Origin of the sequence: Roseateles sp. (assembly GCF_047654805.1) — a bacterium.
Classification (GTDB): Bacteria; Pseudomonadota; Gammaproteobacteria; order Burkholderiales; family Burkholderiaceae_C; genus Pelomonas.
In genome coordinates this window covers 1,185,980-1,212,658 of the sequence record NZ_JASGIV010000001.1, presented here as the reverse complement: position 1 = coordinate 1,212,658, position 26,679 = coordinate 1,185,980, and the positions used below count along the sequence as shown (strand labels likewise).

At 66.9% G+C, this 26,679-nt stretch carries 24 protein-coding genes; 10 read left to right on the top strand and 14 right to left on the bottom strand.

Annotation, left to right across the window (positions count from 1 at the left end; translation table 11 throughout):
* Nucleotides 1-2 precede the first annotated feature (2 nt).
* Entirely contained in the window at nucleotides 3-920 is a 918-nt protein-coding gene (locus QM732_RS05435; RefSeq protein ID WP_415655169.1) for an amino acid ABC transporter substrate-binding protein, read from the bottom strand.
* Nucleotides 921-1,008: 88 nt separating this feature from the next.
* Here QM732_RS05435 and QM732_RS05430 point away from each other — a divergent pair, with 88 nt between their 5' ends.
* On the top strand, nucleotides 1,009-2,997 hold the full coding sequence (locus QM732_RS05430) for a cadherin-like beta sandwich domain-containing protein (RefSeq protein WP_415655168.1): 1,989 nt from the start codon (nucleotides 1,009-1,011) through the stop codon (nucleotides 2,995-2,997).
* 9 nt (nucleotides 2,998-3,006) lie between these two features.
* On the opposite strand, the gene QM732_RS05425 is transcribed toward QM732_RS05430, so the two are convergent.
* From QM732_RS05425 to QM732_RS05410, 4 genes are read right to left on the bottom strand one after another with little or no spacing between them, the layout of a single operon-like run.
* Nucleotides 3,007-4,356 carry a replication-associated recombination protein A gene (locus tag QM732_RS05425; RefSeq protein ID WP_415659339.1) on the bottom strand — a complete coding sequence of 450 codons (1,350 nt, stop codon included), beginning with the start codon at nucleotides 4,354-4,356 and terminating at the stop codon, nucleotides 3,007-3,009.
* Nucleotides 4,357-4,364: 8 nt separating this feature from the next.
* Entirely contained in the window at nucleotides 4,365-4,970 is a 606-nt protein-coding gene (lolA, locus tag QM732_RS05420; protein ID WP_415655167.1) for an outer membrane lipoprotein chaperone LolA, read from the bottom strand.
* 10 nt (nucleotides 4,971-4,980) lie between these two features.
* The gene (locus tag QM732_RS05415; RefSeq protein WP_415655166.1) at nucleotides 4,981-7,359 is read right to left on the bottom strand and encodes a DNA translocase FtsK; all 2,379 of its coding nucleotides are present in this window, start codon (nucleotides 7,357-7,359) and stop codon (nucleotides 4,981-4,983) included.
* Between the two features lie 16 nt (nucleotides 7,360-7,375).
* Nucleotides 7,376-8,044, bottom strand: coding sequence for a Crp/Fnr family transcriptional regulator (locus tag QM732_RS05410; RefSeq protein WP_056196243.1), 669 nt, complete (start codon nucleotides 8,042-8,044; stop codon nucleotides 7,376-7,378).
* A 163-nt stretch (nucleotides 8,045-8,207) separates the two neighbouring features.
* Between QM732_RS05410 and trxB the strand changes: the two genes are divergently transcribed.
* The 3 genes from trxB to rpmG all read left to right on the top strand — a co-directional run bounded on the left by trxB (nucleotide 8,208) and on the right by rpmG (nucleotide 9,784).
* The gene (gene trxB, locus QM732_RS05405) at nucleotides 8,208-9,167 is read left to right on the top strand and encodes a thioredoxin-disulfide reductase (protein ID WP_415655165.1); all 960 of its coding nucleotides are present in this window, start codon (nucleotides 8,208-8,210) and stop codon (nucleotides 9,165-9,167) included.
* A 181-nt stretch (nucleotides 9,168-9,348) separates the two neighbouring features.
* On the top strand, nucleotides 9,349-9,582 hold the full coding sequence (rpmB, locus tag QM732_RS05400; RefSeq protein ID WP_268153841.1) for a 50S ribosomal protein L28: 234 nt from the start codon (nucleotides 9,349-9,351) through the stop codon (nucleotides 9,580-9,582).
* A 31-nt stretch (nucleotides 9,583-9,613) separates the two neighbouring features.
* A complete protein-coding gene (gene rpmG / locus QM732_RS05395) occupies nucleotides 9,614-9,784 on the top strand; it encodes a 50S ribosomal protein L33 (RefSeq protein ID WP_025564431.1) in 171 nt (56 codons plus the stop codon).
* Between the two features lie 98 nt (nucleotides 9,785-9,882).
* Here the strand turns inward: rpmG and QM732_RS05390 are convergent, their stop codons facing one another.
* The 3 genes from QM732_RS05390 to QM732_RS05380 form a co-directional block, all read right to left on the bottom strand.
* Nucleotides 9,883-10,377 (bottom strand): DUF3016 domain-containing protein, encoded by a 495-nt coding sequence (locus QM732_RS05390; protein WP_415655164.1) that lies wholly within the window; start codon nucleotides 10,375-10,377, stop codon nucleotides 9,883-9,885.
* Between the two features lie 100 nt (nucleotides 10,378-10,477).
* Nucleotides 10,478-11,689 (bottom strand): acyl-CoA desaturase, encoded by a 1,212-nt coding sequence (locus tag QM732_RS05385; RefSeq protein WP_415655163.1) that lies wholly within the window; start codon nucleotides 11,687-11,689, stop codon nucleotides 10,478-10,480.
* A gap of 141 nt (nucleotides 11,690-11,830) precedes the next feature.
* Complete coding sequence (locus tag QM732_RS05380) at nucleotides 11,831-13,093, bottom strand: RsmB/NOP family class I SAM-dependent RNA methyltransferase (RefSeq protein ID WP_415655162.1); 1,263 nt, start codon at nucleotides 13,091-13,093, stop codon at nucleotides 11,831-11,833.
* A 35-nt stretch (nucleotides 13,094-13,128) separates the two neighbouring features.
* On the opposite strand from QM732_RS05380, the gene QM732_RS05375 reads away from it, so the two are divergent.
* Complete coding sequence (locus QM732_RS05375) at nucleotides 13,129-13,782, top strand: DUF1345 domain-containing protein (protein WP_415655161.1); 654 nt, start codon at nucleotides 13,129-13,131, stop codon at nucleotides 13,780-13,782.
* A gap of 194 nt (nucleotides 13,783-13,976) precedes the next feature.
* Here the strand turns inward: QM732_RS05375 and purN are convergent, their stop codons facing one another.
* Nucleotides 13,977-14,609, bottom strand: coding sequence for a phosphoribosylglycinamide formyltransferase (gene purN, locus QM732_RS05370; protein ID WP_415655160.1), 633 nt, complete (start codon nucleotides 14,607-14,609; stop codon nucleotides 13,977-13,979).
* Between the two features lie 71 nt (nucleotides 14,610-14,680).
* On the opposite strand from purN, the gene trpS reads away from it, so the two are divergent.
* From trpS to QM732_RS05355, 3 genes are read left to right on the top strand one after another with little or no spacing between them, the layout of a single operon-like run.
* A complete protein-coding gene (trpS, locus tag QM732_RS05365) occupies nucleotides 14,681-15,682 on the top strand; it encodes a tryptophan--tRNA ligase (protein WP_415655159.1) in 1,002 nt (333 codons plus the stop codon).
* A complete protein-coding gene (locus QM732_RS05360; protein ID WP_415655158.1) occupies nucleotides 15,679-16,113 on the top strand; it encodes a DUF3717 domain-containing protein in 435 nt (144 codons plus the stop codon). Before trpS ends, QM732_RS05360 begins: the two co-directional genes overlap by 4 nt.
* Nucleotides 16,110-17,453, top strand: a complete 1,344-nt coding sequence (locus tag QM732_RS05355) for an MATE family efflux transporter (protein ID WP_415655157.1) — start codon at nucleotides 16,110-16,112, stop codon at nucleotides 17,451-17,453. The genes QM732_RS05360 and QM732_RS05355 overlap by 4 nt, the downstream gene beginning before the upstream one ends.
* A 170-nt stretch (nucleotides 17,454-17,623) precedes the next feature.
* Here QM732_RS05355 and QM732_RS05350 read toward each other — a convergent pair whose 3' ends face one another.
* The 5 genes from QM732_RS05350 to QM732_RS05330 form a co-directional block, all read right to left on the bottom strand.
* Entirely contained in the window at nucleotides 17,624-19,024 is a 1,401-nt protein-coding gene (locus tag QM732_RS05350; RefSeq protein ID WP_415655156.1) for an ATP-binding protein, read from the bottom strand.
* A 10-nt stretch (nucleotides 19,025-19,034) separates the two neighbouring features.
* A complete protein-coding gene (locus QM732_RS05345; RefSeq protein WP_415655155.1) occupies nucleotides 19,035-19,754 on the bottom strand; it encodes a response regulator in 720 nt (239 codons plus the stop codon).
* Nucleotides 19,755-19,845: 91 nt separating this feature from the next.
* Nucleotides 19,846-20,337 (bottom strand): Spy/CpxP family protein refolding chaperone, encoded by a 492-nt coding sequence (locus tag QM732_RS05340; RefSeq protein ID WP_415655154.1) that lies wholly within the window; start codon nucleotides 20,335-20,337, stop codon nucleotides 19,846-19,848.
* A 140-nt stretch (nucleotides 20,338-20,477) separates the two neighbouring features.
* Nucleotides 20,478-22,142: an energy-dependent translational throttle protein EttA gene (ettA, locus tag QM732_RS05335; RefSeq protein ID WP_415655153.1), complete on the bottom strand. Its 1,665-nt coding sequence runs from the start codon at nucleotides 22,140-22,142 to the stop codon at nucleotides 20,478-20,480.
* 96 nt (nucleotides 22,143-22,238) lie between these two features.
* A complete protein-coding gene (locus tag QM732_RS05330; RefSeq protein ID WP_415655152.1) occupies nucleotides 22,239-23,318 on the bottom strand; it encodes a PEP-CTERM sorting domain-containing protein in 1,080 nt (359 codons plus the stop codon).
* A gap of 106 nt (nucleotides 23,319-23,424) precedes the next feature.
* On the opposite strand from QM732_RS05330, the gene QM732_RS05325 reads away from it, so the two are divergent.
* Together QM732_RS05325 and QM732_RS05320 are read left to right on the top strand one after the other, a co-directional pair.
* Nucleotides 23,425-24,996, top strand: a complete 1,572-nt coding sequence (locus QM732_RS05325) for an ABC transporter substrate-binding protein (protein ID WP_415655151.1) — start codon at nucleotides 23,425-23,427, stop codon at nucleotides 24,994-24,996.
* Between the two features lie 175 nt (nucleotides 24,997-25,171).
* Nucleotides 25,172-26,662 (top strand): DEAD/DEAH box helicase, encoded by a 1,491-nt coding sequence (locus QM732_RS05320; protein ID WP_415655150.1) that lies wholly within the window; start codon nucleotides 25,172-25,174, stop codon nucleotides 26,660-26,662.
* Nucleotides 26,663-26,679 lie beyond the last annotated feature (17 nt).

Sequence of the window (26,679 nt, the reverse complement as noted above, 5' to 3'; positions counted from 1 at the left end):
GATCAGCGGTAGCGCTCTGGATCCGGTGAATCCGTCGGGTTCGCGATCACGCGGCGGAAGGCTGCGCTCATCGGCAGCTTCAGGTTCAGCCCCTGCGACGGCAGTGGCGACTCGAACCAGCGCCGATAGATGGCGTGGATCTCACCACTGCGGTACAGCCCTGCCAGCACCTCGTCGACCAGGGCCTTGAACTGCGGATCACCCTTGCGCAGCCCGATCGCATAGGGCTCGATGGTCAGCGCCTGGTCGGAGAGACGGTAGTCGTCCGCCCCGGGGCCCTGCTGGGCCAGCAGGCTGCGCAGCACCACGTCGTCCATCAGGAAAGCCGCCACGCGTCCGCTGCGCAGCAGTTGGAAGCCCTCAGGATCGTCCAGGCCGCCAAGGATCCGGATGCCGAGGTTCTGCTGCTCATTGACCTTGGCGAGGTGCTGGATGCTGGTCGTGCCTATGGTGGAGGCGACGGGCCTGCCACGCAGGTCCGCGAGGCTCTGCACGCGATCGCTGGCGCGCGCCAGCAGCCGCGTCTCGGCGACGAAGATGGTCAGCGAGAAGGACTGGCTGCGCGCGCGCTCTGCAGTGTGCGTCGTGATGCCACATTCCATGTCGAGCGTGCCGTTGATGACCAGCGGCATGCGCGTCGCCGAAGCCACCTCGACGCGGCGCACCTCCAGGTCGGGCAGGCCCAGCTTCTCGCGCACGGCCGCGATGACACGCTCACACAACTCAACCGAGTAGCCCGTGGGGCGCAATTGCGCGTCAAGATAGGAAAACGGCAGCGAGGCCGGCCTGTAGCCGATGACGATGACGCCCGTTTCGCGCACGCGGCTGAGCGTCCCTCCCTCGGTGCCGCCCGCTGCGGCCGCCGGGATCAGCCAGGCCAGCACGGCCAGCCAGATTGCAGCGCCTCTCCACCATGCCATCGGGCAGCCTCCGGGACACCAAAGCGGAGATTGTTCCATGCGTCCGGGATGGGTGCGCTTCATGTCGGGCCCGACACAAAGCTCACAAATGCCGGACAGCTTCGCGGGCCATGCTGCGCACCACCCCTCCAAGACCGCAGGCTCACAGATGACCACCATCCCTCCTTCAACCGCCCGCCCCGCCAGGCGCCAGGCCCTGGGTGCACTGAGCATGCTGGGCGCACTGACTCTGCAGGCCTGCGGCGGCGGCTCCAGTACCGCCAGCGGCAACGCAACGCTGCTGGGACTCAGCCTGTCCAGCGGCACGCTGTCCCCGGCCTTCACGAGTGACACGCTCAACTACACGGCCTCGGTGAGCAGCACGACAGCCACGCTCACGCTGACGCCGACCGCTGCGGACAGCGGCGCGACCATCCAGGTCAATGGCACGGCGGTCACGAGCGGCGCAGCCAGCGGCAGCGTCGCACTCAACGTCGGCAGCAACACGGTGTCGGTGGTGGTCAGCGCCGCGAACGGCAGCAGCCGCACCTACACCGTCATCGTGACGCGGGCGGCCCTTGCTGCCTCCTCGGACGCCAGCCTGTCGGCGCTCAGCCTGTCGGCCGGCACGCTCTCGCCCGCGTTCGCGGCTGGCACGCTGTCCTATTCGGTGGGCGTAGCCAACGGCGTCAGCAGCCTGACCCTGACCGCCACGACTGCGAGCAGCACGGCGACGCTGCGCATCGGGGGCGTCACCACCGCCAGTGGCTCGGCCAGCGGAGCGCTGTCACTGGCCGTAGGCACGACGACGATCACGGTGCAGGTGACGGCCGGGGACGGCAGCACCACGCGCAACTACACGGTGGCGGTCACCCGCGCCGCAGCCTCGGTGTCCAGCGACGCGACCCTCAGCGGCTTGCTGCTATCCGCCGGCACGCTGAGCCCGACGTTCGCTTCCGGCACACGCAACTACACGTCTTCAGTCGCCAACAGCGTGGGTACCCTGACCGTCACGCCAACGGCCACCGTAGCCGCCTCGACGATCACGGTGAACGGCATGGCGGTGACCAACGGCAGCGCGTCCACAGGCGTCGCGCTGGCCGTGGGCAGCAACACGCTCACCGTGGTGGTGACGGCCGAGGACCTTGCCACCACCAGCACAACGACCATCACCATCACCCGGGCCGCGGCGACCGTCTCCAGCGATGCCAGCCTGTCCGCCCTGACGCTGTCCTCCGGCAGCCTGTCACCTGCCTTCGCCGCGGCAACAACCAGCTACGCCGCAGCCATCGCCAACACCGTCACCAGCATCACCGTGACGCTGACAGCCAGCAGTTCGGCCGCCAAGGTGCAGGTAAACGGCAACACCGTCGCCAGCGGCGGCACCTCGGCATCCATCGCGCTCACGGCGGGCGCCACGGCCACGCTGTCCATCGTCGTCACGGCCGAAGACGGCGTCACAACGCGCACCTACACCGTGCTGGCAACGCGAGCCAGCACCGGCACCTGCACACTGACCCCGACCGAGACCGAAGGCCCCTACCCGTTGCTAGCCATCCTGTCGAACTCGGCCATGGTGCGCAGCGACATCCGCGAGAGCAAGACCGGAGTCCCGCTGAAGATCAAGCTCACCATCCAGGACCTCAGCGCAGGCTGCGCGCCCGTCAGCGGGGCGGCCGTCTACATCTGGCATTGCGACAAGGATGGGCTCTACTCGGGCTACAACGTCTCGAACAACGCTGGCCAGACCGGGCAGACCTACCTGCGCGGCATCCAGGTCACCGACACCAACGGCCAGGTCACGTTCACGACCATCTACCCGGGCTGGTACGCAGGACGTATCACGCACGTGCACTTCCAGGTCTACCTGAACAACAACCTGAACGTCACCGCGACGGCAACGTCGCAACTGGCCTTCCCGCAGGCCACCACGCAGACGGTCTACGCCACGTCCCTCTACACCAAGGGCCAGAACACGTCGGTGACCAGCTTTGCCGCAGACAACGTGTTCAGCGACGGCACCACCTACCAGATGGCCAGCATCAGCGGCGACGCGACGAGCGGCTACACCGCGGAATTGGTGGTGACGATCGCCTAAGCCCCGGGCTCAGGACGATCCGGACAGCGGGCCGTCCGCCTCCTCGTCCAGCCGGCGCAGGAAGGCCAGCTTCTCGGCGATCTTCGCCTCCAGCCCGCGCGGCACGGGCTGGTACCAGCCAGGTTCGGGCATGCCGTCGGGCAGATAGGTCTCGCCGGCCGCATAGGCATGCGGCTCGTCATGCGCGTAACGATACTCGTGCCCGTAGCCCAGTTCCTTCATGAGCCGGGTGGGCGCATTGCGCAGGTGCACCGGCACCTCGCGGCTGCCATCCTGCTTAACGAAGGCACGGGCGGCGTTGTAGGCGTTGTAGCCGGCGTTGCTCTTGGGAGCACAGGCCAGGTAGATGACGGCCTGCGCCAGCGCCAGCTCGCCCTCCGGACTGCCCAGCCGCTCGAACGTGGCGGCCGCATCGTTGGCAATCTGCAGCGCGCGCGGGTCGGCCAGGCCGATGTCTTCCCAGGCCATGCGCACGATGCGGCGCGACAGGTAGCGTGCATCGGCCCCACCATCCAGCATGCGGGACAGCCAATACAGCGCACCGTCGGGGCTGGAGCCGCGCACCGACTTGTGCAGCGCGGAGATCTGGTCGTAGAAGTTGTCGCCGCCCTTGTCGAAGCGCCGCACATTCAGGCTCAGCGAACGCGTGATGAAGGCGGCGTCAACGGCCGTGATGCCGGCCGCGAGCGCCGCCGTGTGGCATTGCTCCAGCAGATGCAGCAGACGGCGAGCGTCGCCGTCTGCATAGCCGACCAGTGTGGTGAGCGCCGCCTCGTCCAGCGACATTGGTTGCAGCGCTTCACGCAACGCGCGCGCCGCAAGTTGGCGCTGCTCGTCCTCGCTGAGGCTCTTCAGCACGTAGACCTGGGCCCGCGACAGCAACGCCGAGTTGACCTCGAACGACGGGTTCTCGGTGGTCGCACCAATGAAGGTGAACAGGCCCGACTCGACATGCGGCAGCAACGCGTCCTGCTGTGCCTTGTTGAAGCGGTGGATCTCGTCGACGAACAGGATGGTCCGCTTGCGCTGGGCCGCGTACTGCTGCGCGCGCTCAACAGCCTCTCGGATGTCCTTCACGCCAGACAGCACGGCCGACAACGCGATGAACTCGCAGCCGAAGGCACTTGCCGTCAGCCGCGCGAGCGTCGTCTTGCCAACGCCGGGCGGCCCCCAAAAGATCATCGAGTGCGGCTTTCCGGACTTGAACGCCAGCTGCAGCGGCTTGCCGTCGCCGAGCAAGTGGCTCTGGCCGATCACCTCGCTCAGCTGGCGTGGCCGCAGCAACTCGGGCAACGGCACCACGGGCGGCGCGACGCCACCAGCCGCAGCGGGCTGCGGCGCCGGCTCGTCGTCGAACAGCGAAGCGCTCACTGCTCGATCAGGTCCGCCCCGGCCGGCAGCTTGAACTGGAAGCGCTCGGCCGGCACAGCCACGTTGGCCTGCACCACACTGAAGTCCAGCCGCGACCGCTGGCCGAAACCGTCGACGATCTCCATGGCCGCCAGCTCCCTGCCCTTGAACCCCAGCTTGAGGGACTGGATGGTCGATTCCGCCTGCTTCGGGCTGGCCTGTACCCAGTCCAGACCGGCTTCCGCCGGCAAGGCCTTCAGCGCGAAATCGCGCTCGAGATTCGTGCCGGCCAGCAGCGCCGCGGGCGTGGCGCCCAACGCGTCGGCCAGCTTGCGCGAACTGGCCTGGTTCAGGTCGGCGTCGTAGATCCAGACCTTGTGGCCGTCGGCGACGATGACCTGCTCGAAGGGCTTGGCATAGGCAAAGCGGAACTGGTTGGGGCGCTGGAACTCGAACGACCCGGACGAGACCTTCTTGCGCTTGCCATCGGGCGAGGTGACGGTCTGCGTGAAGTTGGCCTTGCCGCTCTTCACGTCGCGAGCGAAGTCGCGCAACGCATCAACGGCATCGGCATGGGCTGCGGCGGTGAACAGCAGCGTCAGGGACAGCAGGAGTTTCTTCATTCGTCTCGCGTCACTCGTCGCGTTTGGGAACAATCAATTCGCGGCTGCCGTTGGACGCCAGCGCCCCGACAAGGCCCGAGTTCTCCATCTGCTCCAGCAGCCGCGCGGCGCGGTTGTAGCCAATGCGCAGATGGCGCTGCACCAGCGAGATGGATGCCTTGCGGTGCTGCAGGACGATGGCAACGGCCTGGTCGTACATGGGGTCTTGCTCGCCACTGGATTCGCCCGGTGCCGGTGCCTCGCCGCCCATGTCGTCGAGCACACCGCCTTCCAGGATGCCTTCGATGTAATTCGGTTCGCCTTGCGACTTGATGTACTCCACAACGCGGTGGACCTCGTCGTCGCTGACAAAGGCACCATGCACGCGAATGGGCAGGCCGGTGCCGGACGGCATGTACAGCATGTCACCCATACCCAGCAGCGCCTCGGCGCCCATCTGGTCAAGGATGGTGCGGCTGTCGATCTTGGAGCTGACCTGGAAGGACAGTCGCGTCGGGATATTGGCCTTGATGAGGCCGGTGATGACGTCCACCGACGGCCGCTGCGTGGCCAGGATCAGGTGAATGCCGGCCGCACGCGCCTTCTGCGCCAGGCGCGCAATCAGCTCCTCGATCTTCTTGCCGACCACCATCATCAGGTCGGCCAGCTCGTCGATGACGACGACGATGAAGGGCAGCCGCTCCAGCGGTTCCGGCTCCTCCGGCGTCAGGCTGAAGGGGTTCGGGATGCTGACGCCATTGGCCTTGGCCTCGTCGATCTTCTTGTTGTAGCCGGCGAGGTTGCGCACGCCGACCTTGGACATGATCTTGTAGCGGCGCTCCATCTCGCCGACACACCAGTTCAGCGCATTCCCGGCCTGTTTCATGTCCGTCACGACGGGCGCCAGCAGATGCGGAATGCCCTCGTAGACACTCATCTCCAGCATCTTGGGGTCGATGAGGATCAGGCGCACGTCGCGGGCCTCGGCCTTGTAGAGGAGGCTAAGGATCATCGCGTTGATGCCCACCGACTTGCCTGACCCGGTCGTGCCGGCGACAAGGCAGTGCGGCATCTTGGCGAGGTCGGCCACGACCGGCAGGCCCACGATGTCCTTGCCCAGGCCCATGGTCAGCTGGGACGCGGCGTCGGCATAGACCTGCGAGCCGAGGATCTCGGACAGGCGGATGGTCTGGCGGCGTGCATTGGGCAGCTCCAGGGCCATGTAGTTCTTGCCCGGGATGGTCTCGACGACACGGATGGACGTGAGGCTGAGCGAGCGCGCCAGGTCCTTGGCAAGGTTGACGACCTGTGAGCCCTTCACGCCCGTGGCCGGCTCGATCTCGTAGCGCGTGATGACCGGGCCGGGCGACGCGGCCACGACGTGGACCTCGACGCCGAAGTCCCGCAGCTTCTTCTCGATGAGGCGGCTGGTCATCTCCAGCGACTCGGGCGTGACCGTCTCCTGGCGGCCTGGTGCTGCGTCCAGCAGGTCCACCTGCGGCAGCTTGGCATCGCCGGCATCGACGAACAGCGTCTGCTGGCGCTCCTTGGCAACGCGCGTGGACTGCGGCACCTCGACGACCGGCGTCTCGATGACCAGCGGCGCGTGCTCGGCCTCCACCTGGCGCTCGATCTGGCGCTCGACCTCGACCTCCTGCTCGCGCTCCTTCACCGCCTGCTCGCCGGCCTTCTGGTCAGCCTTGATCTCACGGCGTTCGATGCGCTGCTCGCGCAACTGCTCGATGCGCTCGCCGATGGACTCGGCCACATGTCCCCAGGAGAAGCGCAGCGCCCAGGACATGCCGGTCAGCAGCAGCACGATCCAGACAACGCCCGAACCCGCGAAGCCCAGGCCCTTCATGCCCAGCGGCCCAAGCGTGTAGCCCACCAATCCGCCTGCGTGTCCCGGCAGGTGCGGCTCGACGGCGTAGAGCCGGCTCCACTCCAGCGCACAGCTGGCACCGATCAGCAGCAGCACGCCGCCCAACCAGCGCAGGCGCCGGCCCCAGCGCACGGGCTCCGGCTCGTCGTGGCGCAGCAGGCCCGCCAGGCCGCGCAGCCAGGCACGCAACGCCAGCAGCGGCAGCCACCAGGCCGAGAAGCCGAACAGGAAGAGCAGCCCGTCCGACACCCAGGCACCCAGCCCCCCGACACGATTGCCGACGAGATCACGCTGGCCGCTGGTCGAGAAGGCGGCATCGCGCAGGTCGTGGGTGGCCAGGGCCAGCACCAGCAGGGCCAATGCAAGGGCCGTCAAGGCCAGCCACAGCGGCGTGCGCAGCAGCCGCGATGCGGTGGAAGGCGGAGCCGCGTCGCGCTTGGGCGCTTGGCGGCGGGCGGGCTTGGCGGGGGCGGCAGGTTCGCTGGCGGCAGCGTCACCGCCCAGCAGGGAACCGAGGGGAAAACTCATCCCCGCATTGTGCCGCTCAGTCGTGAGTCAGGCGCTCCTTGATGACCACCGAACCGTTCTCAAGCGTTTCGATGACGCCGCGCTCTTCCAGGTCCTTCATGACCCGGCTGACCATCTCGCGCGAAGCGCCGACGACCTTGGCCATGTCCTGGCGCGACACCTTGCCGCGGATCAGCTTGATGCCCTTCTCGTCCTCCGACATGTCCAGCAGCGTGCGCGCGACGCGGCCGTAGACGTCCAGCAGCGCGAGCGACTCGATCTGGCGGTCCGCATTGCGCAGCCGCGCGACCAGGCCGCGCAGGATGCCGTAGGACAGGCTGCTGCTCTCCGGCAGGCAGCGCGCAAACTCCAGCCGGCCAAGCACCAACATGTCGGTCTGCACCTCTGCCCGCACGGTGGCGGAGTGGGGCTCGTTGTCGATCAAGCTCATTTCGCCGACGTAGTCGCCTGACTGCAGGACGGCCAGGATGACCTCGCGGCCACGATGGTCGGCGGTCAGCACGCGAGCACGGCCATTCAGCAGGATGAAGAGCGCGTTGGACTTTGTGCCCTGCTCGACGATCAATTCACCGCGCTTGAAGCGGCGCTTGACGACGCTGTCAGCGATGGACTGGGCCTGATCGGTGGTCAGCATCGAGAACAGCGGAACCCGGCGGATCAGGTCCAGGTTGGAAATCATCGCCATTTGTAATCTCCAGGTTTGGGGCGCAGGCCGGCGCCCGAAAAATGCGCCTGCCTAAAATGGCGTGCATTTTGCACATGTGGCAGGGCTTGCCTCAATGGTTGATGTCGGGGTTTTCACCCCAAAGCCGACTTGCAAGCCCTGTCACAGCCCCCAACTGCCCGCCATGACCGCCACCACCCAACACCACGGACTGCTCATCCTCGGCTCCGGCCCCGCCGGCTACACGGCCGCCATTTATGCCGCCCGCGCCAATCTGAAGCCCACGCTGATTACTGGCATGGCCCAGGGTGGTCAGCTCATGACGACGACCGAGGTCGACAACTGGCCGGCCGACGTGATGGGTGTGCAAGGCCCTGAGCTCATGCAGCGCTTCCAGCAGCACGCCGAGCGTTTCCAGACCCAGATCGTCTTCGACCACATCAACGCAGTCGACTTCTCCAAGCGCCCCTTCACACTGACCGGCGACAGCGGCGTCTACACCTGTGATGCGCTGATCATTGCGACCGGCGCCTCGGCCAAGTACCTGGGCCTGGACTCCGAGCAGGCCTTCATGGGCCGCGGGGTCAGTGGCTGCGCGACCTGCGACGGGTTCTTCTATCGCGGCCAGGAAGTTTGTGTCGTTGGCGGTGGCAATACGGCCGTCGAAGAGGCGCTGTACCTGTCCAACATCGCCAGCACGGTCCACCTGATCCACCGCCGCGACAAGTTCCGCGCCGAACCCATCCTGGTCGACAAGCTGATGGAGAAGGCCGCCGCCGGCAAGATCAAGTTGCACCTGTTCCAGCAGCTCGACGAGGTGTTGGGCGACGACTCGGGGGTGACCGGCGTACGCACGCACAACGTACAGGACGGCAGCAAGGCCGAGATTCCCGTGCATGGCTGCTTCATCGCCATCGGCCACCAGCCGAACACCGACATCTTCAAGGGCCAGTTGGAGATGAAGGACGGCTACATCCTCACCAGGAGCGGCCTGAACGGTTTTGCGACGATGACCAGCGTACCGGGCGTGTTCGCCGCAGGCGACGTTCAGGACCATGTCTATCGCCAGGCGATCACCAGCGCCGGCACTGGGTGCATGGCCGCGCTGGACGCGCAGCGCTTCCTGGAGCAGGAAAACGGCTGATGCCGCAGGGGCCGCCATGGCCCTTCCCGGCTCCCGGGTTTTCCGCTATACTCGCGGGCTTGCCTGCCGGATGGACCGCACCCAGCCCTTTTTGGGGTGGGTTTAGCAGGCATTTGCGGTCAAAGGGCTGCCCGAAGGTGTTTTGGGCAGCTGGTCAGAGAAGTCAAACCGGAGAAGCGTCATGGCACGCGTCTGTCAAGTCACGGGCAAGAAGCCCATGGTCGGGAACAACGTTTCCCACGCCAACAACAAAACCAAGCGTCGGTTCCTGCCGAACCTGCAATACCGCCGTTTCTTTGTGGAATCGGAAAACCGCTGGGTGCGTCTGCGCATCAGCAATGCCGCTCTGCGTTTGATCGACAAGGTCGGCATCGACCAAGTCGTCGCCGATCTGCGCGCCAAGGGCGAGCTCTGATCGTCATCTGACCCACTAAAGGAACACGACCATGGCATCCAAAGGCGGCCGCGAAAAGATCAAGCTGGAGTCCACCGCGGGCACCGGCCACTTCTACACGACGAACAAGAACAAGAAGACCACGCCCGAGAAGCTCGAATTCATGAAGTTCGACCCCAAGGCGCGCAAGCACGTCCTGTACAAGGAAATCAAGCTGAAGTGAGGCGCCAGGCGGCTTGACCGCCCTGCCCCAACAGCAACGAAAAACCCGCCAGCCGCAACGCTGGCGGGTTTGTTCTTTTGGGCGCTGGCCGGCAGCTTTCAGTGGGTCGACGCCGCCGCTACGGCCGGGCTGAATTCGCGCTGCATCCAGCGGTCGATCATGCGCTTCTCGTAGCGCAGCGAGTCGCCGCTGTAATAGGCGTTGAAGCCATCCTGGTAGTTCATGTCACGCAGGCGCGTCTTGCCTTGCTGGACGACCTTGTCGCCCTCGCGGACCTCGTAGCTCAGCTCGATGGACGGCGACGTCACCGTGCGCATCACACGCAGCCACTGACCTCGCCACATGAAGGGCTCCACCTCGCCGGCGAGATCCACGTCCGAAACATCAACACGGACATCGCGGCCGGGCAGGCGCTTCTCGAACTGCGCCACCAGATGCGCCTCAATGTCCTTGAGCACCTCGGCATCGCGGAAGCCGTTGTTGTCCTTGATGTCCGAGAACTTCTCGGAGTGGACGAAATTCACCTTCACATCCGCCTGCGCGGCGGCAGATGCAACGGCCATCACGGCCAGGGCAATCCAGCGGGTCTTCATGGCAAACCTCCAGTTCAACGGTGACTGCATACCTCAAGTCTAGGGCAGCCCAGGAAAAAGGGCGCCCCAAAGGGCGCCCTTTACGCGGGGAAACGCCAGGTCAGGCGTGGACGGCGCGCAGGCGCATCGAGAAGGCCCGCAGTTCGGCGATGCCGCTTTCCTCGGCACGACGGCACCAAGCCTGGAGATCAGCCACCAGCTGCTCGGCCGACACATTCGTGCGGGTCCACATCTGGCGCAACTCCTCGCGCATCGTCACCAGCTTGTCGATAACCGGACTCGCGGCACGGGCATTGGCGAGATCGCCGTGGACGGCCACCGGAATGCGCTCCTCGTCACGATGCAGCCAGCGCTGGGCCTGCTTGAACTGCGCGAAGCGCTCGCTGTGCTTGCCGCCCTCGGCCTGGATCTTGGCCAATTCGGCCGAGCAGGCCGCCTTCAGGTCGCGCGCATAGCTGGCCATGACCTCGTAGCGGTTGGCGATCAGCGCCTCCAGCGTGCGGGCGTCAGCCGGCTTCATCTCGCCCAGGCTCAACTTGGGCGCCGTCTTGCGGACCTTGGCCCAGCCAAGCATCTCCAGGCCTCGGATGTACATCCAGCCGATGTCAAACTCGTAAGGCTTGACCGAGAACTTGGCCGACGTCGGATAGGTGTGATGGTTGTTGTGCAGTTCCTCGCCGCCAATGATCAGCGTCCAGGGCGTCAGGTTGGTCGAGGCATCGGGCGCTTCGAAGTTGCGATAACCCCAGTAGTGGCCAATGCCGTTGACGACACCCGCCGCCCAGAACGGGATCCAGGCCATCTGGATGGCCCAGATGGTGGCGCCGAGGGCACCGAACAGAGTCACGTTGATGATGAGCATCAGCGCCACACCCTGCCAGCTGTACTTGCTGTAAAGGTGGTTTTCGATCCAGTCGTCGGGCGTCCCACGGCTGTACTTGGCGATGGTCTCGGCGTTCTTGGCCTCGGCACGGTAAAGCTCGGCGCCTTCGGCCATGACCTTCTTCAAGCCGCGGGTCTGCGGGCTGTGCGGATCCTCTTCGGTCTCGCACTTGGCGTGGTGCTTGCGGTGGATGGCCACCCACTCGCGGGTGACCATGCCGGTGGTCAGCCATAGCCAGAAACGGAAGAAGTGCGAGGGGATGGGCCCGAGGTCCAGCGCGCGGTGAGCTTGCGAACGATGCAGGAAGATCGTGACCGAAGCGATCGTGATGTGGGTCACAACCAGCGTGTAGATCACCAATTGCCATGCGCTGAAGTCTGCAAGGCCGTTGGCCAGCCAGTTCAGCAGCGCGTTCAGGAAGTCGTTCATGCGTCCAGGACCTCGGCCACAACGGCCATGCGAAGGAACTCCAATTGTAGAGGAGCGCCCCAAAATTCAAGGGAGCCACCGTACCGCATTCGGGCGGACACGTGCGAATCAGCGCGTTCCTTGATCGCCATCAAGCCGTTTTCAGGCAGCGCGCTCCCAGGCGACGGCGAAAAACCCGTCCATGGCATGACGGTGGGGCCACAGCCTGAGCGCGCCGTTCTCCACAAGCTCGCCGGCACGCTCGACCTGCACCTTCGCCAGCGCCTCATCCGCGGCCAGCGGCTTGAAATCGGGATGGGCGGCAGCGAATTCGGCTGCGATGACCTCGTTCTCGGCGTCGAGCAGGCTGCAGGTGGCATAGACCAGCCGGCCGCCCGGCTTCACGAGGCGGGCGGCGCTGGCCAGGATGGCGCGCTGCTTGTCCTGCAGTTCGGCCACGCCTTGCGGCGACTGGCGCCATTTCAGGTCCGGATTTCGGCGCAGCGTACCCAGGCCCGAACAGGGCGCGTCGACCAGAACGCGGTCAATCTTGCCGGCCAGGCGCTTGATGCGGTCATCGCGCTCATGGGCGATCTGCGCCGGGTAGACGTTGGACAGGCCGCTGCGCGCCAGACGCGGCTTGAGCGCGTCCAGCCGATGGCCAGACACGTCGAAGGCGTACAGCCGGCCGGTGTTGCGCATCGCCGCACCCAGGGCCAGCGTCTTTCCGCCGGCGCCGGCGCAGAAGTCCACCACCATCTCGCCGCGCTTGGGCGCCAGCAGCAGCGCCAGCAGCTGGCTGCCCTCGTCCTGCACCTCGATGCAGCCATTGGTGAACAGCGCCATCTTGTTGAGCGCGGGCTTGCCCTCCACTCGCAGGCCCAGCGGCGAATACGGCGTCGGCGTGGCCGCGATGCCCGCCTCGGCCAGCTGCTCCAAGACTTCCTCGCGCTTGAGCTTGAGCGTATTGACGCGCAGATCCAGCGGCGCAGCCTCGTTCAACGCCGTGGCGAGCTTCCAGAACTCGTCCTCGCCCAGTCGCGCCATCAACGGCTCGGCCAACCAGTCGGGCATGTTGTGGCGCAGCTTGGGCGCCAGGCTGTCGGGCGCGATGGCCTGCACCTGCACCAGCCATTGCTGCTCCGCCGGGCTCAGCGCGCCGCGCAGGAAGCTGTCGCTGCCGCGCCAGGCCAGGATGGCCAGGCGGCGCGGCATGGGGCCGCTGCCGCTCTGGGCCAGGTTCTGGAACTTCAGCCGCTCGCGCAGCAGCGCATAGACGGTTTCGGCCAGGCTGGCACGCTCGCGCTGGCCGAGGTTCTTGTGTTGACGGAAGAAGGCCGAAACAGTGGCGTCGGCAGGCGCGTCGAGCTTGTTGACGGCGGCGATCAGCTCGGCGCACAGCTCCAGCAGGGCATTAGGATGCATCGCGCCATTATCCCAAGCGCCTTTCGCCACCCCGCATGAACTTTTGGTCCCAAGTGCGCCTGCGCCCCCGGCTGCTGTTCGCCATCCTGTGCGGCAGCGTGCTTGCAGTCCTTTGGCCGGGCCAGTTGCCGCTCACGGCGCGGCTGCTGCTGGGCTGGGACCTGACCCTGTGGATCTACCTGCCGCTGGTGCTATGGATGATGCTGGGCCGCAGCGGCTCGGTGAACGTGCAACAGCGCGCCAGCGCGCTGACCGAAGGCGTGCCGGTGATGTTGCTGTTGGCCGCCACTGGCGCACTGGCAAGCTTTGGCGCCATCGCGCTGGAACTGGGCAATGCCAAGCAGGCTCATGCAGCCGGCGGGCCGGCCCTGATGTTCGCGATCGCCACCGTGTGCAGCTCCTGGCTGCTGCTGCCGGTGGAGTTCGGCATCGCCTATGCGTCGCTCTACCACGGCGACGGCAGGGCTGCCCATGGGCTGGAGTTCCCTGGCGACGAGGACGGGCCGCCGGACTACGGCGACTTCCTGTACTTCTCCATCACCGTGGCAGCCACCTCGCAGACCTCCGACGTCGTCGTGAACTCGCGCGCCATGCGCCGCCTGGTCCTGATCCAGGCCCTGCTGGCCTTCGTCTTCAATACCGGCGTGCTGGCGCTGACGATCAACATCGTCGCCGGCTTGATCAGTTGATCTGAAAGACCCCTCGCCCGCCCTTGCCGCGCCGGGGAGGGACGGCCCGGCCAGCTTCCCAAGGAACGGTGGCGCTTGCGCCGTCGAGCCGCAAGCACATCGCCCGCGCGCCTGTTCGGCGCCTCAACGGACTGCTTGTGCCAGCGCAAGGCGTTGCGCCTACGGCCAATGGAAGGCCCAGAGCCCGGCCGCGACTAGCTGAGGAAGAGTTGCTGGGCCACCCCGTCGCGATGGCTCACGACCTCGCCGTTCCAGACCAGCGCTCCCTCGACGAACCAGCGCACCGACTGCGGATAGATGCGGTGCTCCACCGTCAGTACGCGCGCCGCCAACGCCTTCGCATCGTCGCCCGGCTGCACCGGCACCACGCCCTGCATGACGATGGCACCATGGTCCAGCTCCGCCGTAACGAAATGCACGGTCACGCCGGCGACCTTGCATCCCATCTCCAATGCCCGCTCGTGTGTATGCAGGCCCGTGAAAGCCGGCAGCAGCGACGGATGGATGTTGAGCATGCGGCGCGCATAACGGGCCGTGAAGCTGGGAGTCAGGATTCGCATGAAGCCGGCCAGAACGACCAGATCGGGCGTGAAACTGTCGATGACACGGGCCAACTCGGCGTCGAAGTCCTCGCGGCTGGCAAAGGCCTTGTGGTCCACAACCGCCGTGGCGATGCCGTGCCGGGCGGCGAACAGGAGACCGCCCGCATCGGGCCGGTTGCTGATGACGGCGGCGATCTGCGCCGGCCAGCCCTCGGCTTGGGCGGCCTTCACGATGGCCTCCATGTTGGAGCCCCGCCCCGAAATCAGAATCACCAGTCTCTTCATGGGCCAGCAGTGTAGGTCGCCACCCCCGTCGTTAGGCAGGCTCCGTCCCCTTGAACGACAATCCGCGCCCCATGTCGACACCAGCTCTCAACCGCCCGCGCGTGCTTTCCGGCATGCGCCCCACCGGCGCTCTGCACCTCGGCCACTATCACGGCGCCATCAAGAACTGGGTCGGGTTGCAGGACACGCACGAAGGCTTTTTCTTCGTCGCCGACTGGCATGCGCTGACCACCCAGCGCTCCAGCGGCGAGGCGCTGACGCGCCATGTCTACGAAATGGTCACCGACTGGCTGGCCGCCGGCATCGACCCCGAGCGCTGCACCCTGTTCCTGCAGAGCCGCATGCCCGAGCATGCCGAGCTGTTCACGCTGCTGGCCATGTGCACGCCGTCCAGCTGGCTGGCCCGCATGCCCAGCTACAAGGACCAGGTCGCCGCCGACCCAGAGCTGGCGACCTACGGCTTCCTCGGCTACCCGTTGCTGCAGGCGGCCGACATCCTGCTCTACAAGCCCGCCGGTGTGCCGGTCGGCGAGGACCAGGCTGCTCACGTGGAAGTGACCCGCGAGGTCGCGCGCCGCTTCAACCGCCTCTACGCCGAGGCGGCACCCATCTTCGTCGAACCCCAGGCGCTGCTGACCGAGACCGCCCGCGTGCCGGGGCTGGATGGCCAGAAGATGAGCAAGAGCCTGGACAACGCCATCGCAATGCGCGACGAACCCGAGGTGACGGCCGCAAAGATCCGCACCATGCCCACGGACCCGCAGCGCGCGCGCCGCACCGACGCTGGCGACCCGGCGCGCTGCCCCGTCTGGCCACTGCACCGGATCTACAGCGATGACGCAACCCGGGCCGCCTGCGACACCGGCTGCCGCACCGCATCCATCGGCTGCCTGGATTGCAAGCAGCCACTGGTCGAGGCCATCCAGAAGGAGCAAGCCCCCTGGCGCGAACGCGCCGCAGCGCTGGACCCGCAGCAGGTGCAGTGGACGCTGGAAGTGGGCACCGAGCGCGCCCGCGCCGTCGCGCGCAAGACGCTGCGGGAGGTGCGCGCTGCGATGGGGCTGGTGGCTTGACTTCAAGAATCCATGTCACCGACCTCGAGGCCGCCATCAACTGGTGGCGCGAGCGCTCGCCATCGCCCGACGGCATCAGCGCCGCACCCGAGGTGCGCGCGCTGGCGGAGGCCTACGCGCTGCTGGCTTGGCAGCGCGCCAACGAGCTGGACGTCGATGCGCTCAGCGACAAGGCGCTCGGCGCCTGGCTGACCTGGTACGAGACCACGCCGGATTCGCCCTGCATCGCCATCTGCTCCACCGCCCAGGGTGACCCCATCTGCAAAGGCTGTGGCCGCAGCTTCGACGAGGTGCAGCAGTGGCCGGCGCTGGACCCGTTCGAGAAGCGCATCGTCTGGCACCGCATTACCCTGGAGGCCACGGCCTGGCGCTTCAACCGCTACGCCGAACGCAGCGGCAAGGCCGCCCCCAGGGGCGAGGGGGCGGCATGAGCCGCATCCGCTTCATCGACAGCGCCCGCCGCCTCGTCCCGCTGGCCTGGCCCGTCCTCGTGGGCCAGATCGCGGTGATGATGTTCAGCACCATCGACACGCTGATGATGGGCCGCGTCAGCCCGGAAGACCTGGCGGCGTTGGCCGTCGGCTCGGCAGCCTACGTCTCCATCTTCGTCGGCCTGATGGGCGTCGTGCTCGCCGTCGGGCCGATCGCGGGCCGGCAGTTCGGCGCCCAGGACCTCGCCGGCGCCGGCAGCAGCTTCGTGCAGGCGCAGTGGCTGGCGCTGCTGCTGTGCATCCCGGGCTGCCTGGCGCTGTGGTTCCCCGACCCCTTCACGGCCTTGGCCCAGTTGGATGCCGTCCAGGCCGCCAAGGTGCGCGCCTACACCCGCCCCGAAGCCTTCGCGCTGCCGGCCGCCCTGCTCTTCACTGCTTTCCGCGGCTTCTCGACAGCCGTCAGCCGGCCCAAGGCCGTCATGGCGATGCAGCTGACAGGCCTGGCCGCCAAGGTGCCGCTGAACGCCGTCCTGGTGTTTGGCTGGGGGCCGATCCCGGCGATGGGCGTGGCGGGCTGCGGCTGGGCGACAGCCATCGCCCTGATCGGCCAGGCCGCCGTCGCAGCGCTGCTGCTCAGGCGCGACGCCTTCTACCGGCCTTTCCGAATCCCGCCGCTGTGGCGGACCCGGCCGCACTGGGGCGAGCTCGCGGCCCTCGTAAAGCTGGGCCTGCCCATGGGGGGCTCCATCCTCGTTGAGGTGACAGGATTCACCTTCATGGCCTTCTTCATCGCGCGCCTGGGCGCGACGCCGGTGGCCGGCCACCAGATCGCCGTCAACCTCGTCGCAATGATGTTCATGATCGCGCTGGCGTTCGCGACGGCCGCCGGCACCCTGGTCGCTCAGCATCTCGGCGCCCAAGAGAAGCGCGAGGCGCGCATCGTCGGCAGGCACGCCATGTCGCTGGCCGCACTGACCGCCGCGGCCGTCGGCGCCGTCGTCGCGATCGCGCGCGAACCCATCATCGCCCTCTACACCAACAGCCCAGCGACGGCCGCCGCCGCGTTGCCACTGCTGGTGTGGGTCTGGTTCTTCCACCTCGGCGACGCGCTGCAGACGGTGGCGGCCTACGTGTTGCGCGCCTACCAGGTCGCAACGTTGCCGATGATCATCTACGTCGTTGCACTGTGGGGCCTGGGCATTGGCGGCGGCTACTTCCTCGCCTTCGGCCGGGACGGCGTAGGCGCGGTAGGCTTCTGGCAGGCCGCGACAGCGGGACTGATGATGGCCGGATTGCTGCTCAGCCTGCTGCTCAAGCGCGTCTTCGACGAAAACCGCTAGACAGCGGAGCCCCTTGTCCAACCGCGCATCGCTGAGTACGGTGCTCAGCCCGGTCCGCCGAGAGGACGTCGGCGCTTGCGGCATCTAGCCGCCATCGCCATCGCCGTTGCCATCGCCGGGCTGGCTCGGTGAGCCGGAGTCGGCCCGGACTGCCTACTTTCGTACAAGTGTCAGCGGCTTGCTGAGGGCAGGAAGAGCACGAAGCGGCTGCCGCCGCCATCGCGCGCCAGGCAGCGCACGCTGCCGCCGTGGCGTTCGGCGATCTGCTTGACCAGGCTCAGCCCCAGGCCCACACCGCCCGCCATCTCGGCATGGCCAGGCAGGCGATAGAAAGGCTCGAAGATGCGCTGGCGCAGCTCGGCAGGCACGCCGGGGCCGCGGTCGGCGACGACGAACTCGTAGCCGCCAGCCACCGGACGCAGGACCAGTTCCACATCAGGACCACCGTAGCGGCGGGCGTTGTCCAGTAGATTGCGCAGCGCGCGGCGCAGCAGCCGCTCCTGGCCGTCGATGTGCGCAACATCGGTCTCTGGCTCGAAGACACCTTCGGCACGAGCAGCCTCCTCGGCGCCCAGGGCCAGCAGGTCGACCGGATGGGTCTCCCCTACCGCACTGCCAGCCTCTAGCCGGCTGGCCAGCAGCACCTCCTCGACGAGGGCATCCAGCTCGGCGATGTTGACATCGATTTCATGCGCCAGGCGCTGGCGCTGGGCCGGACCGGCGTCCTCCAGCATCGCGAAGGCCATCTTCAGGCGCGCCAGTGGAGAGCGCAGCTCGTGACTGGCGTTTGCCAGCAGGGTCTGGTGGGAGCGCAGCAGGGTCTCGATGCGCTCTGCCGCCTGGTTGAAACTGGCTGCCACGGCCGCCACCTCGTCGCGGCCGCTGTCGTCCACCCGGTGGGCCAGCTGACCCGCGCCGAACTGCTCGACGCCGCGCTTGAGCGCCTCGAGACGCCGAGTCAGCCGGCGCACCACTGGGTAGGCACCGGCGGCCACGCCGACGAAGAGCAGCACCAACACGACGGCCAGCGTCGACACGGTTGGCGCACCCGGCGAAACGGGACGGTGCAGCCATGGCCCGGTCCAGGGGCCTTCATCCAGCCGTGGCGGCCGGGGTGCAACGCCACCCGCCCCCTCGCCCGGACGCACGGGACCGGCCGGCCCGGAAGCCACGCCCTGCGGACTGGGCGGTCGGATGGTGCGCACCATCTCCAGGCTGCGCCCGTCACCAAGGCTGGCACTGACGATGATGGCGCCTGGATCATCTGCACGGCGCTGGAACATCTGCGTCGTGGCGATGCGCTTGCCGTCGGAGTCTTCCAATGCAAGCGGCATGCGCAGGCGCTGGCCCCAGTCGACGAAGACCTCGGCCTGTTCGTCACGCGAAGCCGTGGCGGGTGGCAGGGCGAGCTTGAGCAGACCGGCCATCGCATTCAGGCGCTCGCCGGCCGCCAGCTCCACATTGCCGCGCTCCTGCTCGATGTGACGCTGAAACAGCCAGGCCGAGCCGAACGCGAAGGCCAGCAGCAGCGCGACCAGTGTCAGGTAGATGCGGACGTAGAGGGATTTCAAGCCGGGGCGTTCATGCGGCGTCCGCGTCGGCGTCCTGCTTGCGGGCAAAGACATAGCCGGCTCCACGTACAGTCAGCACGCGGCGGGGGTTCTTGGGGTCGTCCTCGATGACAGCACGGATGCGCGAGATGTGCACATCGATGGAGCGGTCGAAGGCCTCCAGCGGGTGGCCCTTGAGCGCATCCATGATCTGGTCGCGCGACAGCACGCGGCCCGGGCTCTGCGCCAGCACCACCAGCAAGTCGAACTGGTGGCTGGTCAGGTCGCAGATCTTGCCGTCCAGTCGCGCCACGCGAGCGGCCAGGTCGATCTCCAGGCGTCCGAAGCGCAACACCTCGTCGCCGTCCAGCTTGGGCTCCAGCCGACGCAGCAGCGCCTTGATGCGGGCTTGCAGCTCGCGCGGCTCGAAGGGCTTGGCGAGGTAGTCGTCGGCGCCAAGCTCCAGGCCCAGGATGCGGTCCATGGGTTCGCCGCGCGCGGACAGCATCAGCACCGGCTGGTGGCGCCAGCGCGCGTCGCCACGCAGCCAGCGGCAGAAGTCCAGGCCATCGCCATCGGGCAGCATCAGGTCCAGCACCAGCAGCTCGAAGCGGCCATGGGCCAGGGCCTCACGGGCCTGGGCCAGGCTGCCGGCCGTGCTGACTTCGAAGCCGGCAGCACGCAGATAGTCGCCCACCATGCCGGTCAGGCGGACATCGTCATCGATCAACAGAAGTCGTGCGCTACTCATCACCGGACCGAGAGAAGAAAAAGGAGGCCGGCGCGTTTCGGCGCCGGCGGAACGGGGCTCAAGCATCGCAGAACTCCTCGCCGACGGCCAATCAGCCTGCCTTGCGCTGGGCCATGCGGGCCTGACGCTTCTTCATGAGCTCGCCAATCTTGGCACGCTGCTCGGGCGTCAGCACGCGCGCGGCGTCGATGCTGGCCTGGCTGAGGCGCTTGGAAGCCGCCTCGTGCTGCGCACTGATTTGCACGCGCACGGCCTCGATGGCTGCGGCATCGATGTTGGTGGCCGTGTAGAGCGCGGCCATCTGCTGATGCAGCTTCATGCCGGTGTCGCGCTGGCCGGAAAGATCCTGGCGTGCGGCCTTGAAGATGGCGTCGATCTGGCTGCGCTGGGCGTCCGTCGCGTTGACCGCGTCAAGCAGATGCTCCATGTGGCCACCGAAGAGGCCTCCTGGCGCCATCATGGCGGGGCCGCCGCGATGGCCGGGGCCGGGGCCGGGCTGGGCCTGGGCGGCAACGCCACCGACGGCCAGGGCCGCCGCCACGGTGGCAACGCGCAACAGGTTCTGGATCTGGAAGGCTTTCATCAAAGGTCTCCTGGAAGAAGAGGGCGTGAGGTCATCTTCCAAGCGGCCTGTGAGGGGTCTTTGGGGGCGGGGTAAAGAACTGTGAAAGCAAACAGGGTCTGTTTTGCTTTTGTTGAACCGCCCCGCCCGGGGCTGCCGGCCTACTTGATGGGCTTGAAGCGCATGCGCTTGGGTCGAGCGCCCTCCTCGCCCAGGCGCTTCTTCTTGTCGGCCTCGTACTCGTGGAAGTTGCCATCGAAGAAGAACCACTGCGAGTCGCCCTCGCAGGCCAGAATGTGCGTGCAGATGCGGTCCAGGAACCAGCGGTCATGGCTGATGACCATGGCCGAGCCGGCAAACTCCAGCAGCGCTTCTTCCAACGCGCGCAGCGTTTCGACGTCCAGGTCGTTGGACGGCTCGTCCAGCATCAGCACGTTGCCGCCCTGGGCCAGCGTCTTGGCCAGATGCAGCCGGCCGCGCTCACCGCCGGACAGTGCGCCGACCAGCTTCTGCTGGTCATTGCCCTTGAAATTGAAGCGGCCCAGATAGGCGCGGCTGGGCATGACGAACTTGCCGACGACGATGTTGTCCAGACCGCCAGACACGTCTTCCCACACGGTCTTGTCGGCCGCCAGGCTGGCGCGGCTCTGGTCCACGAAGGCCAGCTTGGCCGTCTTGCCGATCTTGACGTTGCCCGAGTCCGGCTGCTCCACGCCCTGGATCATGCGGAACAGCGTCGACTTACCCGCGCCGTTGGGGCCGATGATGCCGACGATGGCGCCGGCCGGCACCTTGAAGCTCAGGTTGTCGATCAGCACGCGATCGCCGAAGCTCTTGCTGACGTTCTCGAACTCGATGACTTCATTGCCCAGGCGGTCCGCCACAGGAATGAAGATCTCGTTGGTCTCGTTGCGCTTCTGGTATTCGACGTCGCTCAGTTCCTCGAAGCGGGCCAGACGCGCCTTGCTCTTGGCCTGGCGGCCCTTGGCATTGGAGCGCACCCACTTGAGTTCTTCCTTCATCGCCTTGGCGCGGGCGTCCTCGGACTTCTGCTCCTGCTCCAGGCGACGTTCCTTCTGGTCCAGCCAGTCGGAATAGTTGCCCTTCCAGGGAATGCCATGGCCGCGGTCGAGTTCAAGAATCCACTCCGCGGCGTTGTCCAGGAAGTAGCGGTCGTGGGTGATGGCCACGACGGTGCCGGGGAAACGCTGCAGGAACTGCTCCAGCCACTCCACGGACTCGGCATCCAGGTGGTTGGTGGGCTCGTCAAGCAGCAGCATGTCGGGCTTGGACAGCAGCAGGCGGCACAGCGCCACGCGGCGCTTCTCGCCGCCGGACAGCACGCCGATGACGGCATCCCACGGCGGCAGGTTCAGCGCGTCGGCGGCCAGCTCCAGCTGCAGATCGGTGTTCTCGGAGCCGGCGGCCGCGATGATGGCTTCCAGCTCACCCTGTTCGGCGGCCAGCGCGTCGAAATCGGCGTCCGGCTCAGCATAGGCCGCATAGACCTCGTCCAGGCGCTTCTTCGCAGCCAGCACGCCGCCGATGCCCTCTTCCACGGCTTCGCGAACGGTCTGCTCGGGGTTGAGCTTGGGCTCCTGCTCCAGGTAACCGATCTTGATGCCCGGCATCGGGATGGCTTCGCCCTCGATCTCCTTGTCGACGCCGGCCATGATCTTGAGCAGCGTGGACTTGCCGGAGCCGTTCAGGCCCAGCACGCCGATCTTGGCGCCGGGGAAGAAGGACAGCGAAATGTCCTTGAGGATGTGGCGCTTGGGGGGAACCGTCTTGTTGACACGGTTCATCGAAAAAACGTACTGGGCCATGGCGCTGCTCCGAGACAAAAACAACGCAGGCCCCGACGGGATCGGGGCCTGCGCATCAATGGGTTTGGGTGGATTGTCGCCGATGCCGGCGCAACCTCAGTTTCGGCGGCGCACGCGCAGACCCACGGCGGTCAGGCCAAGCAGCCACAGGGCCAGCACGGCCGGCTCGGGCACGGGCGTCAGCAAAAAGGCCTGCGACTGCCCCTCGGCGACCACATAGCTTCCAACCAGCCACCCGGCGTTGTTGATGCCTTCGAGGAGGGTATTGCTGCCATAGGCGAAGGTCTGGAAGGAGGCCGGCGTGCCGGCGAAGCCCAGGCTCGTCTGATCCAGGGTAACGAAGCCAGCCACCAGGCCCGCATCGTTGATGTCGCGGAAGACTGATCGCTCGGTACCCGGCAGAGTCTGGTTGACCCGCACGCCGGTCGCCAGGTCGAAGATGAACGACGTCCGCGTCAAGGTGGTCGAAACCGGATCGAAGACACGCTCGTCACCCACCACCTGGCCCAGGTCGTTGATGCCCTGGAGAACGGTCCACGCATCCGCCCCGCGGCTGCCCACGAACATGACATGACCGGTAGTTCGGTCCAGCACGAAACCGGGCGACCCGCCATTGCTGAAGGTTGCGCTGCCTGAAACGTAGCGCCCGTCCGGCGAGATGCCACGTAGCAAGGTGGCCTCGGCACCCGGGAGGTCCAGGCGCGTATAGACGCCGCCCTGAAAAATGTATCCACGCCAATTGCCGAGGACCATGCCACCAGTGCCGTCGGCCACCTGGCTGTCGATATAAGAACCCACGACAACCCCGGAATCGGACACGCCGAGCGCGCTGGTGCTCAACGCCCCTTCCGGCCCCGCCAGCGTCGTGAAGACGCCTGCACTCCACAAGTAGCCGCGTTCATTGCTGAAACCGTCTGAGCTGTAGGAGCCCACGACTTGACCGAGGTTGTTGACGTCCCAGGCGTCGGACGACGTGGCACCGGATGGGGTCAGCGCCGTGTAGTTGTAGCCAGCAGCCTGGACGAATGTGCTGGCGACCAGCGCAGCCGCGGCAAGCGCGAAACGCACGGAAAGCATGTAGTCTCCCTGAATCAATGCACCGCTACCACGCATCGAGGCGTTAACGGGCATCGCGGACTGTAGCCACGCCAACTGCGGCGGGCCGATAGGATCCATCCCTCGGGTGGGGGACGGCATTCATGGGCCGACGGCCCGGGAGAACCCGCAGCCAAGGCACCTTCCCCCCTCCGAAAAGCTGCCTGCCAGTTCCCACGGAGCCCCGATGTACCGCTCAACCATCCTCGCCTTGATGGCCTGTCTCGTCAGCCTCGCCCAGGCCCAGACCCTGCGCTGGGCCAGCCAGGGCGACATGCAGACGACCGACCCGCATTCGCAGAACGAGGTCACGACCAACAGCCTGAACAGCCAGGTCTATGAGACGCTGACTCGACGCATGCAGGACATGCGCATGGGGCCGTCACTGGCCACCGAATGGACGCAGGTGTCGCCGCTGCTGTGGCGTTTCAAGCTGCGCCCGGGCGTGAAGTTCCATGACGGCACGCCATTCACTGCCGACGATGTCGTGTTTTCCATGCAGCGCCTGCGCGACCCGAACGCGCCGCAGCGCGTCTACGCCAACGCGGTGGGCATCCCGAAGGCGGTCGGCCCGCTGACCGTCGAGTTCACGCTGGACAAGCCCAACCCCATAGTGCCCGAGATGCTTGGCAACCTCTACGTGATGAGCCGGCGGTGGTGCGAGGAGCACCGCGTCACACGCCCCTTGAACTTCAAGCAGCAGGAGGAGTCCTACGCCAGCCGCAACGCCAACGGTACCGGCCCCTTCATGCTGGTCAGCCGCCAGCCCGGCGTCAAGACGGTCTTCAAGCGCAACCCGAACTGGTGGAACAAGTTCGAGGGCAACCTGCAGGAGTTCGTCTACATGCCAATCTCCAACGACGCGACACGCACCGCGGCGCTGATCTCGGGCGAGGTGGACTTCGTGCTCGACCCGCCGCCGCGCGACGTGGCCCGCCTGCGCACCCTGCCGCATCTCAAGGTGCTGGACGGCGAGGAGAACCGCCTCGTCTACATCGGCATGGAGCAGACGCGCGACAAGCTGCTCTATGGCCGCTCGCCCGATGGCAAGAATCCGTTCAAGGACCTGCGCGTGCGCAAGGCGCTCTATCACGCCATCGACGCCGAGGCCATCAAGGCCAAGCTGATGAACGGCTACGCCCTGCCCACCGGTGGCCTGACCCCGTCGCCGCGCGGTGCCTATGGCGACGCCAGGCTGGAGACCCGTCTGCCCTACGACGTCGCGCTGGCGAGGAAGCTGCTGGCCGAGGCCGGCTACGCGGACGGCTTCGACGTCACCATGGACTGCCCCAACAACCGCTACGTCAACGACGAGCGCATCTGCATCGCGCTGGCCAGCATGTGGGCCCAGGTCAAGGTCAGGGTCAAGGTCAACGCCATGCCACGTACCCTCTTCTTCCCCAAGATCGAGAAGTTCGACACCAGCCTCTTCCTGACGGGCTGGGGCGGCGGCTCCACCGACGCCGAGATCATGCTGACGCCCGTCCTGCGCAACCGCGGCGAGCAGGGCGTAGGTACGGCCAACTATGGCGGCTCCATCAACAACGACGCCGACGCACTCGCGGCCGCATCCACCGCAGAGACCGATCCCAAGAAGCGCGAGGCCCTCGTCAAGTCTGCTCTCCAGGCCTTTCGCGAGCAGGTCAACATCATCCCGCTGCACCGACAGGTCATTCCCTGGGCCATGAAGCGCGAGGTCAGCATCCCTCACTCACCCAACAACTGGGCCAACATGGACTGGGTCACGATCTCGAAATAGAACGGCGCGGCCACAGCCGCTAGAATGCCCGGACGCCGCGCCTCTCAGTCTTGCGCGGCGTTTCACTTTTCTGCAGCCCCGCACGCGGCCTGGCTTGCCCGAAGACTGGTGACGCCGCCCCGGCGTCACGGCGAGCCCCGGTGATTGTTGGCGTGCCCTCCCCACCTTGGATTCGATGAGTTTCGACACCCTCGGCCTGGCAGCTCCGCTGCTCAAGGCCATTGCCGACGCCGGCTACACCACTCCCACGCCCATTCAGGCCCAAGCCATCCCCGCCGTGCTGAACGGCGGCGACCTGATGGCCGGCGCACAGACCGGCACCGGCAAGACCGCCGGCTTCACGCTGCCCATGCTGCACCGCCTCGCCACTGGCGAGAAGCTGCTCAACAAGCGCGGCAAGATCGCCATCCGCGCCCTCGTGCTGACGCCCACCCGCGAACTGGCCGCCCAGGTCGAGGAAAGCGTGCAGACCTATGGCAAGTACCTGCCGCTGAAGAGCATGGTCATGTTTGGCGGCGTCGGCATGCAGCCGCAGATCAACAAGCTGCGCGACGGCGTGGACATCCTCGTCGCCACGCCCGGGCGCCTGCTGGACCACGCCCAGCAGGGCACGCTGGACCTGAGCCAGGTGCAGATCCTGGTTCTGGACGAAGCCGACCGCATGCTGGACATGGGCTTCGTGCACGACATCAAGAAGGTGCTCGCGCTACTGCCCGCCAAGAAGCAGAGCCTGCTGTTCAGCGCCACCTTCAGCGACGAGATCAAGAACCTCGCCGACCGGCTGCTGAACCAGCCCGCCCTCATCGAGGTGGCCCGCCGCAACCAGACCAACGACCAGATCGCGCAGAAGGTCCACCCCGTGGGCCGCGAGCGCAAGAAGGAACTGCTGGTGCACCTCATCAAGAGCGGCGACTGGCACCAGGTCCTGGTCTTCACGCGCATGAAGCATGGCGCCAACCGCCTGACCGACTACCTGAACGACCAGGGCATCAGTGCCATGGCCATCCACGGCAACAAGAGCCAGGGCGCGCGCACCAAGGCGTTGGCTGACTTCAAGTCAGGCGATCTGACCTGCCTGGTGGCCACCGACATTGCCGCCCGCGGCATCGACATCGACCAGTTGCCCCACGTCGTCAACTTCGAGCTGCCCAACGTGCCCGAGGACTATGTCCACCGCATCGGCCGCACCGGCCGCGCCGGCGCCCAGGGCGAGGCGGTCAGCCTGGTCTGCGTAGACGAGAACGGTTTCCTTCGCGACATCGAGAAGCTCATCAAGCGCGAGATCCCCAAGGAAGTCGTGGCCGGCTTCGCGCCTGATCCCAATGAGAAGGCCGAGCCCATCGTGCTGGGTCGCACCGTGCTAAACCCCAACGGCAGCCGCGGCCGCAATCCCAACCCGCCGCAGCATGCTGGACGCGGGGGCCGTCCGGGCGGTGGCGGCGGTGGCGGCGGTGGTGGCGGTCGGGGCGGCGACAGCCGTGGCGGCTCGCGCGACGGCGGCCGTCCCTCGGCCAAGCCGCAGGCCCACGCCGGCCATGGCGGCGCCAAGCCGGCACCCAAGCCGCACGCCCAGCATGCGCCGCGTTCGGCCTCCAGCCAGCCCGGCCGCGACGGCGGCGCCCCGCGGCACAACAACGGCCCGCGGCTGACCCAGCCCAAGCGCTGACTGCCCCTGTTCCGCTG